9 protein-coding genes and 1 tRNA gene are annotated in these 12,967 nt (G+C 57.7%); 4 read left to right on the top strand and 6 right to left on the bottom strand.

Annotation, left to right across the window (positions count from 1 at the left end; all coding sequences use genetic code 11):
• Window positions 1–112: 112 nt before the first annotated feature.
• The 4 genes from recA to guaB all read right to left on the bottom strand — a co-directional run bounded on the left by recA (window position 113) and on the right by guaB (window position 6,483).
• Entirely contained in the window at window positions 113–1,192 is a 1,080-nt protein-coding gene (recA, locus tag RLO149_RS08945; protein WP_013961757.1) for a recombinase RecA, read from the bottom strand.
• 238 nt (window positions 1,193–1,430) lie between these two features.
• The gene (locus RLO149_RS08940) at window positions 1,431–3,653 is read right to left on the bottom strand and encodes an ATP-binding protein (RefSeq protein WP_245538168.1); all 2,223 of its coding nucleotides are present in this window, start codon (window positions 3,651–3,653) and stop codon (window positions 1,431–1,433) included.
• A gap of 179 nt (window positions 3,654–3,832) precedes the next feature.
• A complete protein-coding gene (locus RLO149_RS08935) occupies window positions 3,833–4,993 on the bottom strand; it encodes an RsmB/NOP family class I SAM-dependent RNA methyltransferase (RefSeq protein WP_013961755.1) in 1,161 nt (386 codons plus the stop codon).
• A gap of 41 nt (window positions 4,994–5,034) precedes the next feature.
• On the bottom strand, window positions 5,035–6,483 hold the full coding sequence (gene guaB / locus RLO149_RS08930) for an IMP dehydrogenase (protein ID WP_013961754.1): 1,449 nt from the start codon (window positions 6,481–6,483) through the stop codon (window positions 5,035–5,037).
• A 158-nt stretch (window positions 6,484–6,641) separates the two neighbouring features.
• Here guaB and speB point away from each other — a divergent pair, with 158 nt between their 5' ends.
• The 4 genes from speB (at window position 6,642) to RLO149_RS08910 (ending at window position 10,694) form a co-directional block, all read left to right on the top strand.
• On the top strand, window positions 6,642–7,628 hold the full coding sequence (speB, locus tag RLO149_RS08925; RefSeq protein WP_013961753.1) for an agmatinase: 987 nt from the start codon (window positions 6,642–6,644) through the stop codon (window positions 7,626–7,628).
• A 148-nt stretch (window positions 7,629–7,776) separates the two neighbouring features.
• Window positions 7,777–9,825 (top strand): ASKHA domain-containing protein, encoded by a 2,049-nt coding sequence (locus RLO149_RS08920; RefSeq protein WP_044025597.1) that lies wholly within the window; start codon window positions 7,777–7,779, stop codon window positions 9,823–9,825.
• Between the two features lie 91 nt (window positions 9,826–9,916).
• A tRNA-Gly gene (locus RLO149_RS08915) sits at window positions 9,917–9,990 on the top strand.
• Window positions 9,991–10,211: 221 nt separating this feature from the next.
• Window positions 10,212–10,694, top strand: a complete 483-nt coding sequence (locus RLO149_RS08910) for an acyl-CoA thioesterase (protein ID WP_044025596.1) — start codon at window positions 10,212–10,214, stop codon at window positions 10,692–10,694.
• 10 nt (window positions 10,695–10,704) lie between these two features.
• Here the strand turns inward: RLO149_RS08910 and pgi are convergent, their stop codons facing one another.
• Both pgi and pgl read right to left on the bottom strand, forming a co-directional pair.
• Entirely contained in the window at window positions 10,705–12,297 is a 1,593-nt protein-coding gene (pgi, locus tag RLO149_RS08905) for a glucose-6-phosphate isomerase (protein ID WP_013961750.1), read from the bottom strand.
• Window positions 12,294–12,965, bottom strand: coding sequence for a 6-phosphogluconolactonase (pgl, locus tag RLO149_RS08900; RefSeq protein WP_013961749.1), 672 nt, complete (start codon window positions 12,963–12,965; stop codon window positions 12,294–12,296). Before pgl ends, pgi begins: the two co-directional genes overlap by 4 nt.
• Between the last annotated feature and the right edge of the window lie 2 nt (window positions 12,966–12,967).

Genomic DNA, 12,967 nt, shown 5'->3' with positions numbered 1-12,967 from the left:
GGATCAAATACCCCTGTCGGTCGTGGCTGTCCACAAGCAGCTTGCGCTTAAATGGAAAAGAGCGCGACCGTTTGGCGCGCTCTTTAACAATCAACTGAACCCTGACGCCGTTTCAGGCCTCAAGTATGTCGTCGTCTGCTTTTTTCTCATGTGCCGGCATGTCGAAATCAAGCCCATGTGCCGCGCGGATCTTATCCTCGATCTCAAGCGCCATCTGGACGTTCTCACGCAGGAAACCTTTGGCGTTTTCGCGCCCCTGCCCGATACGCTCATCGCCATAGCTGAACCACGACCCGGATTTATCCACCACACCTGCGGCAACCCCAAGATCCAGCAATTCGCCCATCTTTGAGATGCCTTCGCCGTACATGATATCAAATTCGACTTGCTTGAAGGGTGCGGCAACCTTGTTTTTGACAACCTTGACCCGCGTGTGGTTGCCAACGACTTCGTCGCGGTCTTTCAGTGCGCCAATACGCCGGATATCCAACCGAACGGAGGAGTAGAACTTAAGCGCGTTACCACCCGTTGTCGTCTCGGGCGAGCCGAACATGACGCCGATCTTCATCCGGATCTGGTTGATGAAGATCACCATGCAGTTGCTGCGGCTGATCGATCCTGTCAGCTTGCGCATCGCCTGGCTCATCAGGCGGGCCTGCACACCAACGGAACTGTCGCCCATGTCGCCTTCAAGCTCGGACTTCGGCGTCAGAGCGGCAACCGAATCCACAATCACCATGTTCACGGCACCGGAACGCACAAGCGTATCAGTGATCTCCAGCGCTTGTTCCCCGGTATCAGGTTGGCTGATCAACAACTCGTCCAGATCGATACCAAGCTTTTTCGCATATGCCGGGTCCAGCGCATGTTCGGCGTCCACGAAGGCGCATACGCCACCCGCTTTTTGCTGTTCTGCCACACAGTGCAGGGTCAGCGTGGTTTTACCAGAACTTTCGGGTCCATAGATCTCGATGATTCTACCCATCGGAAGACCGCCGATTCCCAAGGCGATATCAAGACCCAACGAGCCCGTGGAGCTGGCCGTGATGTCCTGCACGGCCCCCGCGGTGCCCAATTTCATGATCGAGCCCTTGCCGAACTGGCGCTCAATCTGAGCCAGCGCGGAATCAAGCGCCTTTTGTTTGTCTGCGGATTTTTTGCTATTCATGCTGAGTAGATCTGCCGTTGCCATTTCATTTCCTCTTACTGTCACAGTTTGCCCGCTGCAGCAATCGCTGCTGACGTGCACCGTGCGTTTGTTCTCATTACGTTCCTTATGGGACCAAAGTGAGAACATTTCAATTTAAATTTTCTGAAACTACTCTTCCCCGAAACTGGTTAAAGAGTGATTGAGGAACTTTCCAAGGCACGAATTGATTTCTTCAAATATGTGTGACCCTTACACGTACGGGGCGTAATTTTGAAATAAATCAGTGCAACTGCTCGTGAACAGTGTCCGTTAAGTCATTGAGAGAAAATGGTTTTGGCAGAAAGACGGAGTTGGGTATCTTCATCTGCGCCTCGCCAAAGCTGTCCTCGGCATAGCCCGAGACAAATACCACACGCACATCCGGTCTGTCCTTCAGTGCCTCGCGCACCCAGCTAGGGCCATCCATACCGGGCATGACCACATCTGTCACGAAAACGTCTACGTTCAGCGTTTCATCCTCGAGCGTCTTAAGGGCGGCTTCGGCAGAATCTGCCTCCAGGACCGTGTAGCCCCGCAAGCGCAGCGCGCGACTGGCAAACGCCCGGACCGGTGCTTCGTCCTCGACCAGCAGGATCACACCATCACCGTGCTTACCGGTCGGTTTTTTTGTTTCTATTCGTTTGGCAACGGGCTCTGATTTTCTATGTTCCAGCACCGGGAAGTAGAGGGTAAAGCGCGTCCCAACGCCGACGGTACTGTCCACAAAAATATAAGCGCCCGTTTGTTTGACGATCCCGTAAGCCGTTGAAAGGCCGAGGCCGGTGCCCTCCCCCGTGCGTTTCGTCGTGAAAAATGGCTCGAACACCTTTTGCAGCTTGTCTGACGGGATACCAATACCGTCATCGGACACGTGCACGGTGACATATTCACCCACCGGTACAGTGACGCGGTCGCGGTTGAGCGGTGCTTTAAGTCTGATGCACTGGGTTTCAATGCGGATTTCGCCGCCATTGGGCATCGCGTCGCGTGCATTCACAACGAGGTTCATCAAAACCTGCTCCAGTTGGCGCTTATCGGCGCGGATGGGCAGCAGAACCGGATCATGCGTGAGGGTCAGCGTCACCTTTTCGCCCACCAACCGGTTGAGCAAATGGGTCAGATCAGCGAGCGTATCGCGCATATCAAGCGTTTCCGGACGCAGGGTCTGTTTGCGCGAGAAGGCCAGAAGTTGGCCAACCAAAGCCGCAGCCCGGTTCGCATTCTGATTGATCTGAACCAAATCGCTAAAATCAGGGTCGCCTTGATCATGGCGCAGCAGCAACAGATCACAATGACCTGAAATGGCGGTGAGAAGGTTGTTGAAATCATGCGCAACACCGCCTGCCAATTGGCCTATTGCCTGCATTTTCTGGCTTTGTACGAATTGCGCCTCGAGAGATTTCAGCTCGGTTGCGTCGCTGAGCACCGCAATAAGTGTTGGATCGCCGCTTTCAGAAATCCTGTTCAGGGTCACCTGAACAAATACCTCTTTGTCGATGCGCTTGAGGCGGAGAAACTCCGTGTGCTGTGTTGCGCGCCCGGCAAGGGTTTCGGTCAACCAGTCCGTGATCGAACGGCCAAGCCCCTCCATGAGGTCTGACAAATGGACGTCGCGTTCCAACGCAACACCAATCAGATTGGACGCCATGAGGTTAAATGCCTGAACCTGCCCATCTGCCCCCACCTTGAGCAGGGGAACGGGTAGGTTTTCAAATACGTTCCATTCATCATCTCGCACCGACGGTGGACCCGGTGGCAGCAAGTACAACGCCTTGCGCCCTACCCCGGCAGCCAACTCGGACACAAGTACCTGTGTCACACCTTCGACGCCCTGAATATCGCATACGGCGCCGGACTGCACAGGCATCGTTCTGAACAACCGATCCAGCGATGTTACACGCCCCCCAACGAGGTCACGCGCAGGATCATTCATATATAAAATCGCATTATTGCGACCGACGAGGATCATTGGCAGGACCGGTCCGTCGTGCTGGGTTGCGGCCACCACAACGTCCTCAACACGCCAGACATAGGTATCTGAACCGGGTTTATTGACGCCGACACGAATATGACCCTTGCGGGTCACAAGCTCCTCTTGCGCAAATCCCTCGGTGTCTGCGCGTGCCTGAAGGCGAAACAGGATGCCCGCCGGATCCGCAACCGTTCTATCAAGTGCACCGGCAAGCGTGTCACTTGCCTGTGCCTGAAACCGGGTGCGTGCGGCCTGATTGCTTGACAGGATCGCCCCATCGGCCTGCGCCAGAAAACTGGGGACGGCATCCTTGTCAATGAAATCGGATAGCGTGGCCAGGGTGGCTTTTTGACGTTTCACATGAACGCCCACCAACCCAAACAGCATCATGCACAAAACAGCCAATGCGGCAGCGGCAGCATAAAACGATTTCTGCAAAATCTCATGTGGCGCTGCGAGGCCCACAACAGCAAGCACGCCCGCGACGACCATTATGCCGCCAAATCTGTTTTGTGCACCAAGCGCAAATTGGGTCAGTTTTGATGGAAGTATGGCACCTGTGGACAATCGCTCGCTCCTAGATCGAATCGCACCGTCATCAAAGCGCCCTAGGAGTTAATCCCGACTTAACCACGATCAGGTGTGCTCGTTAAGGTTGAGTATTGCAGCAATTATCCGCGCGTCAAGTGTGCCGTGTAGAACCCATCACAGTTTTCCGATAGCGGCCAGCGTCTTTGGTAGCGGCACTGCCAGTCTGGGTTCCTAGATAGAAACGTCTCTACCTGATCTTCGTTTTCAGCTTTGAGCACTGAACATGTGGCATAAATGAGCCAGCCATTCTCGCTCAAAAGCACCGCCGCCTGTTGCAGAATGTCCTGCTGGATCGCCTGAAGTTCTTCAAGGCGCGCTGCGGTAAAACTCCACTTTGCCTCAGGACTGCGCCGCCATGCGCCACTGCCCGAGCATGGCGCATCACACAGCACCAGATCGAACGGCATATGGGTGCGCAATTGGTCTGTCGAAAGTTCCTGTATCCCGACACCCGCGCGCTCGGCGCGGGGGGAAAGATCCCGCATGCGGGCAGGATCACTGTCATGTGCGTAAACCCGACGGTTGGGTTGCGCCGCCATGGCCAGCGCCTTGCCGCCCCCGCCCGCGCAGTAATCCAGACACGTCAGCGCTTGTGGCAATGCGTCGATCACGGCTTGCGAGGCGGCGTCCTGCAATTCAACCTGACCCGTCAGATAGGCCGTCGTGTTCCTCACCCGTCTCGCGCCCTCAATCACCGTCAAAGCGGTTTGCGCAACAGGGTTCGCAGTTGTCACCACGCCGTCACTTTGAAGGTTTTGCATCGCGGTTGCTACATCCGCCTCTTTCAAGTTGACCCGCAAGCTCACAGGTCCGCGGTGCGTCAATGCCGCGGCCACGGCGCCAGCCTCTGCCCCTAAACTGCGCTCAAACTCAGGCACAAGCCACTCTGGCAGGTTCCACAGCGCGCATGCTGTATCCCGATCTGTCCCCCGGCTTTGTTCCTCATCGGACAACGGGTCCGGGGCATAGCCCTGCGCGTTGAAAAACTCAGAAGGGTCAAGGCCGTTGTACCGCAGCAGTCCAAGCATCAACGCCCGGCCCGACACACCGCCCCCAAGGGCCGCAACCGTATCCTTGAGGCGCAGCACGTCAAAGACATGGTCCCGCACCGCCGCGCGATCCTTGGACCCGGCAAAACGGCTTTGTCGCGCCCATCGCGTTAACGCCTGCTCAGCTGCGCGCCCTTGCGATACAGCATCCAATATCTCGATGGCGGCAGCGATGCGCGCGGCGGGTGTCATGGCGGTCTCTCTTTCAGGTCAGGCGGACGGGCAGTATTTGGTCATCCGACCCGATAATTCGGACTTTCACGTGTGATCTGAACGTCATGCACATGGCTTTCCTTCAGCCCCGCACCTGTAATCTTGACGAATTTGCAGTTGGTGCGCATTTCATCCACGGTTGCACAGCCAGTGTAGCCCATCGCAGCGCGCAACCCACCCACGAGTTGGTGGATGACGGCACCCGCTGACCCTTTGTAAGCCACCTGCCCCTCGATCCCTTCGGGTACGAGTTTGTCGCTTGCGGCGTCTTTCTGGAAATACCGGTCCGCTGACCCGCTGGCCATGGCGCCAAGGCTGCCCATCCCGCGATAGCTTTTGAAGCTGCGCCCCTGATAGAGGATCACCTCACCGGGGCTTTCGTCGGTGCCCGCGATCATGCTGCCGACCATGGCGCAGGAAGCCCCTGCCGCAATCGCCTTGGCGAAATCGCCCGAAAACTTGATCCCCCCGTCCGCGATGACCGGGACGTCACCCGCCGCAGCCGCGCAGTCAACGATGGCCGTAAGCTGTGGCACACCGACACCCGCGACCATGCGCGTGGTGCAGATAGACCCCGGACCGATGCCAACTTTGACCGCATCGGCACCCGCATCGATCAGCGCGCGGGTTGCCTCGCCTGTGGCGACATTGCCCGCTACGATCTGTACTTCGTTGCTGAGGCTTTTGGCGCGCCGGACCGCGGCAGCGACACCCTCAGAATGACCATGCGCGGTGTCGATCACGATCATATCCGCACCCGCATCAACCAGCGCCGCAGAGCGTTCAAACCCTGCATCCCCCACCGTGGTGGCCGCCGCGACACGCAAGCGGCCAAGTTCATCCTTGCAGGCCGTGGGATTGAGCACCGCCTGTTCGGTATCTTTCAGGGTAAGCAACCCCGTCAGCTTGCCATTCCCATCGGTCACCAGCAGTTTTTCAATGCGCCGCGCTTTCATCAGGCTGATCGCCTCATCCCGGTCGGCGGGTTCCTGCAGGATGGCGAGGTTTTCGCCCGACATCATCACGGACACGGGCGTGCGGTCATCACTGGCAAACCGCATGTCGCGATTTGTGACAATGCCCAAAACGCGCCCCTTCTCATCGACCACGGGAAAACCGGTGACCCGGTATCTATCCTGCAGGGCCTTGGCATCGGCAAGCGTTTGCTCGGGGCGCAGAGTGATCGGGTTATAGACAATCCCGCTCTCGAACCTTTTGACGCGCCGCACTTCCTGCGCCTGCTCCTCGATGGTCAGGTTGCGGTGGACAACACCAATTCCGCCCGCCTGCGCCATCGCTATCGCCATGCGCGCCTCGGTCACCGTATCCATGGCGGAGCTGAGCAGCGGGATGTTCATCGCAATCGTGCGCGTGACGCGCGTCCGGGTGTCTGCAGTCGATGGCAGCACAGAAGACGCACCGGGCACCAGCAACACATCATCAAAGGTCAGAGCCTCACGAATCTCCATGGCATACCTCGCAATCGGAGCAGTTCATTTGGCAGTTTCCTATTTCATGGGTCCCGCGAAATTAAAAGGGGCAAAATTGTCCATGCGGCACTGTGTGATGATTGCCAAGCGGTCCAGCGCAGGGCAATGCTAGCCCTGAAGACAATAGGACGGACACCATGACAGATCATAGTTACGCGAGCGGCAGGCTGGATTTACCTTTTGTGGGCATCTCAACATTTGGCAAGCGCCCCTACGTGGCCGACTGGGATACACTGGACGCTGATGTTGCCGTCTTTGGTGCGCCCTTTGATGGCGGCACCCAATGGCGGGCCGGGGCACGGTTTGGCCCGCGCGGTGTGCGTGAGGCGTCCACTCTGTTCAGCTTTGGTCACGCAGGCGCTTATGATCACGAGGATGATGCGACCTATCTGCCTGCCGATATCAGGATCGTCGATATGGGCGATGCGGATATCGTGCATACCGCAACCGAAAAAAGCCATGAAAACATCGAAACCGGCGTGCGGGCCGCCCTGCGCGCAGGCGCGCTGCCTGTGGTGATCGGCGGGGATCATTCCATCAACATCCCCTGCATTCGGGCCTATAACGGGCCGGAATACAGCTGCGGGGCATTTCATATCCTGCAGATTGATGCGCATCTGGATTTTGTCGATGAGCGCCACGGGGTGCGCCACGGGCATGGCAATCCGATGCGCCGTGCCGCCGAACAGAGCTATGTCAGCGGGTTAACGCAAGTTGGCATTCGCAATGTCAGCTCGACCGCACGCGAAGGATACGCAGATGCCCGCGCCATGGGCTCGCAGATCATATCGGTGCGTCAGGCGCGCAAGATGGGGCTTGAAAAGCTGCTTGATAGCGTGCCCGCCGGGGTGCCTGTCTACATCACGATTGATATTGATGCATTCTGCCCCTCCATCGCGCCGGGGACGGGCACGCCCAGCCATGGCGGATTTCTATATTATGAAGTGCTTGAGCTGTTGCAGGGCGTGGCGGGGCGCAACCCGATCATCGGCCTTGATCTGGTGGAGGTAGCACCGGATTATGACCCCACCGGCTGCACCTCCATTCTGGCGGCTCAGCTTCTGCTGAATACGATTGGTTTCATCTTTCACGCGCGGGGACAGTCGCCAACGCTTGTGCCCTAGACGGCTGATCCCCGAAAACCTCATGACGTTTATGATAAAATCGAAAGAGGAATGCCGCGGCTGACGCATCAAATGACGCGGATCGGCTGTCTTGGACAGCGCTGTGGCCTATGGTGGGGCAAATCAATTCAACAGGCGATACATGTCCATGCGCAATGATCCTCTCGTCGTATTCACGCCCTCAGGTAAACGCGGCCATTTTGAGGTCGGCACACCGATCCTGACCGCTGCCCGCCAATTGGGCGTTGATCTGGATTCGGTCTGTGGCGGGCGCGGCATCTGTTCCAAATGTCAGATCACCCCAAGCTACGGCGAATTTTCCAAACATGGCGTCACCGTACGTGAGGGCGCGCTGTCCGAATGGAACAAGGTCGAACAACGCTACAAAGACAAACGCGGCCTGATCGACGGGCGCAGACTGGGGTGCCAAGCGACGGTGCAGGGCGATGTGGTGATCGACGTGCCGCCCGAAAGCCAGGTGCATAAACAGGTCGTGCGCAAACGCGCTGAAGCGCGGGACATTATCCTCGATCCATCGACCAAGCTTTATTACGTCGAAGTGGCCGAACCGGACATGCACGACCCCTCCGGTGATCTGGAACGTCTGCGTGACGCGTTAAGGGATCAATGGGAGCTGGAGAACGTCGCAGCGGACCTGCATATCCTGCAAAGCATGCAGCCGATCCTGCGCAAGGGCGACTGGAAAGTTACGGTGGCTGTGCATCTCGGCGATGCCGAAAACCCGCCGCGCATCATGAACATCTGGCCCGGCTACTACGACGGCACCGTCTATGGTCTGGCGGTCGATCTCGGCTCAACCACAATTGCGGCGCATCTGTGTGATTTGCAAACGGGCGAGGTGCTCGCCTCTTCCGGGGTGATGAACCCCCAGATCCGCTTTGGCGAAGACCTGATGAGCCGGGTCAGCTATTCGATGATGAATGCCGGTGGCGCGGATGAGATGACCGAAGCGGTGCGCGAAGGCATGCGCGCGCTCTTTACCCAGATCGCCGCTGAGGCACAGATCGACAAGGCGCTGATCGTGGATGCGGTCTTTGTCTGCAACCCGGTGATGCACCACCTTTTTCTCGGGATTGATCCCTTTGAGCTTGGGCAGGCCCCCTTTGCGCTGACCACCAATAACGCGTTGCGCCTGCGCGCCGATGATCTTGATCTGAACATCCACCCCTCCGCGCGGGTCTATCTGTTGCCATGTATCGCAGGACATGTCGGGGCCGATGCCGCCGCCGTGGCCCTGTCCGAGGCCCCGGATAAATCCGACGATCTGGTTTTGGTGGTCGACGTGGGCACCAACGCGGAAATCCTGCTGGGCAACAAGGAAAAGGTGCTCGCCTGTTCCTCGCCCACCGGGCCCGCGTTTGAGGGCGCGCAAATCAGTTCCGGACAGCGCGCCGCCCCCGGCGCCATTGAGCGTGTGGAAATAAACCCAATAACAAAAGACCCGAGGTTCAAGGTCATCGGCTCTGACCTGTGGTCAGATGATCCCGATTTCAGCAAAGAGGTCGGGCCCTCCGGCATCACCGGGATATGCGGTTCCGGCATTATTGAGATGGTCGCAGAAATGCGCATGAATGGCATCGTCGATGCACCCGGCCTGATCGGTTCCCCAGAACAGACCGGCACGGAACGTTGCTTTCTGGATGGGCGCACCTATTCATACCTCGTCTTTGATGGCAAAGCAGAAGGCGGCCCCCGTATTACCGTGACGAACCGCGACATTCGCGAAATTCAGATGGCAAAAGCGGCGCTCTATTCCGGCGCGCGTTTGCTGATGGATAAATTTGGCGTCGACAAGGTTGACCGCGTGGTTCTGGCGGGCGCTTTCGGGGCACATATATCGTCCAAACACGCGATGGTGTTGGGGATGATCCCGGATGCACCGCTCGACAAGGTGACATCCGCCGGAAATGCGGCAGGCACAGGGGCGCGCATCGCGCTGCTCAACACAGCCGCGCGCGCGGAAATCGAAGCGACGGTCGGGGCCATCCACAAGATCGAAACCGCGATTGAACCTCGTTTTCAGGAACATTTCGTGAATGCCTCCGCCATTCCAAATTCGGTTGAGCCCTTCCCCATTTTGAATTCCATAGTTTCCTTGCCGGACGCCACGTTTAACACGGGCGGCGGTGCCGAGGACGGTAGCGGTGGGGGGCGGCGCAGACGTCGGCGCGCCTGACGCGACCTGACGCGCAGGAAAACAGACCAATGAGGCAAACAGGTGCGGATTGCTTGACGGTATTGCACAGGTTCGCTAACAGCAGCGCAAGGCGGGTATGGTGAAAAGGTATCACGGCAGCTTCCCAAGCTTTAGTTACGAGTTCGATTCTCGTTACCCGCTCCATCTTTTCTCAACGCGTATTTATGTGCTGAAGATAACAGTTCACTGAAAACGGGCGTTTACTCGTGTGGTGTCATTTCGGAAAGAAATGAGCGCACAGCAGTCGCTTGATATCCAAGGCAACTGGCATGATGCGTAACCGTATTTATGTCAGCCTTTTGCCCGATACCCTTGGTGCTGACGCAACCCTTGGCAATCCCTGCGCGTCACGCTAAATGCGCGGCATGACACTCGCTTACCACACACCCTTGCCTGCGGACATGCAGGCTCAGTTGGGCATCACGCCGCCTGCCCCTTTGGCCATGGCCGATCAGGTGCGGTTTTCTGAACTGGATGTTCTGCAACATGTGAATAACGCCGTCTATATGCAGTGGTTTGAACGTGTTCGCGTCAAGTACACACAGATTTGGGGCCTCAGCCGCAGCTTTGGAGGCGTTGAGGGGCCGCGTATTGTGATCCGATCAGGCACTATTCACTACCGTCAGGAAATGTTGCTGGATGAAGATTATGTTGTGACCTGTGGCTGCACCGCTTTTCGCAACACGTCCTTTTCGATGTATCAGGAACTTTGGTCGGGCGGCACGATCCGCGCGACATTCCAATGTGTTCTCGTCTTATTGCACCCGGACGGAAGTGGGCGTTATGCAATTCCTGACGACCTGAAACAGCGATTTATCGAGGTTGATGGCGCACAAAAAGAGACGTAACGCGCGCGATTTACCCTCTGTTTGCTATTACATACCCCACCAACTGAGCGGTTGAGCTGTCTTTGCCATCTGCAGGTGCTTCCCCATCCACAATCGGTTGTAGCGACGTGGCAAGCTCTTTGCCCAATTCGACGCCCCATTGGTCGTAGGAGTTGATGCCAAGGATAACGCCCTCCACGAACACCCGGTGTTCATAGAGCGCAATAATCTGCCCCAACAAAAACGGATCAAGTTTGGGATACACCAAGGTAACCGAGGGCCTGTTGCCCGCAAAGACACGGTGACGCGCCTGACGCTCAAGTTCCGAGCCCGTAAAGCCCGCTTTGACCATCTTGTCGCGCGCTTCATTCAGCGACCGCCCCCGCATCAGAGCCTCTGACTGCGCGAGGCAATTTGCGACCAGCAGATTGTGGTGATGGGCCAGCTCGGCTTCATGTCCTTCGGCCGCCACCAGGAATTCGCACGGGATCACACGCGTCCCCTGATGGATCAGTTGGTAAAAGGCATGTTGCCCATTGGTCCCTGCGGCCCCCCAGACAATCGGCCCACTGTCCCCGATAACATCATCACCATCGATCTGGACACTTTTGCCATTCGATTCCATTTCGAGTTGCTGCAGGTAATCAGGCAGCTTTGACAGGCGCTGATCATAGGGAAGCACAGCACGGCTGCTGTAACCGCACACCTGCGCGTGCCACACACCCACAAGAGCAAGCAGCACCGGTAGATTCTCACGCCAGTCGGCGGCCTGAAAATGCCGGTCCATTGCCTGTCCACCCCGCAGAAAGGCATCAAACCCCTTGGGTCCAATCGCGATCATGAGCGACAGGCCAATCGGCCCCCAGACTGAGTACCGCCCACCGACCCAATCCTCGAAACCAAAAACCCGCTCGGGCGGGATGCCAAAAGCGGCTGTCAGTTCATCCGCTGTGGACAGTGCCGCAAACTGGACCTGTGGGTCGCCCCCATGTTCGGTCATCCAGGCACGCGCAGTGCGCGCATTCGTCATTGTTTCAATGGTCGTGAACGTCTTGGAAGCCACGATGACGAGCGTAGTCTTCGCATTCAACCCACGCAGCGTGTCTGCGATATGCGCCCCATCTACATTCGAGACGAAGTGGCACCGCGGCCCATCATGATAGGGCGACAATGCCGCAACGGCCATCGCAGGCCCCAGATCAGATCCGCCAATTCCGATATTGACCACATCAGTTACATCGCTGTCACGCACCAGCCGTGCGAAGGCCCGCATCCGGTCAAGCGCGGTCAGAACGCCCGGCATGACATCGGCACCGTCCACCTGCACCGGGCCACCGTCCAGATTGCGCAGTGCCGTGTGCAACACCGCGCGCCCTTCGGTGTCATTGATGGGCTGGCCCGCGAACATCGCCGCGCGCTTTTCCGCCATGCCAGACGTTTCGAGCAACTGCGACAGCAGTTTCAGCGTTTCATCGTCGATGTTCGTCTTGGCAAAATCAAAAAGCATATCGCCGGTTCTGGCGCTGAATTTCCGCGCGCGGGCCGGATCATCAAACAAAGACAGGATTGACCTGCCCGCTACCTGCGCCTGTTTTTCGCGCAACGCATCCCACGTCGAAGTCATGCGGCCCAATGGATTGTTCCCCCTTGAATGACACCAGCGATCGGCGCTTCCTCTGGCGGTCGACCCATTGCGTCCTCCAGTGCCGCGCGCTTGTCTTGTCCGAATATGATCAGGTGCTTGTCCATCGCCCCCTTCAAAGCCGCCGCGCTAAGCGTGATGCGTACATCAGGCTGGCTGCTGGCCTCAATCGGACACAGCGCGGGCGCGTCGGGGTGCAAGGCTTGCGACAGTCCTTTGGCACCCGGAAAAAGAGAGGCGGTGTGCATGTCATTGCCCATGCCCAGCACGACCATCGACAAAGGCATCTGTGCTCTCACGGTTTCAGACAATACCGGTGCGGCCTCATGCGCTGTTTCCCCTGCCCTGTAAAATGGCAAGAACTGCGCCTTGGCGGCGGGCCCCTGCATCAAGCGCGATTTAACCAATGCTGTGTTTGAGCGTTCGTGGTCTTCCGGCACCCACCGCTCATCCGTCAGCATGATCGTGACCCGGTCCCAGTCCAGATCTGCCGCACAGAGCACGTCAAAAATCGGCCCCGGTGTCGTGCCACCCGGCACCGCGAGACTGACCTTATCCTGTATCAAAAGTGCGTTTTTCAAACCACTTGCCAGCGCGTCCGCCACGCCGATGGCCGCAATGTCCCTGTCGATATACTCAATGATTTGCATGG

The organism is Roseobacter litoralis Och 149 (genome assembly GCF_000154785.2).
GTDB lineage: Bacteria > Pseudomonadota > Alphaproteobacteria > Rhodobacterales > Rhodobacteraceae > Roseobacter > Roseobacter litoralis.
This window is presented reverse-complemented; position numbering and strand designations above follow the sequence as displayed.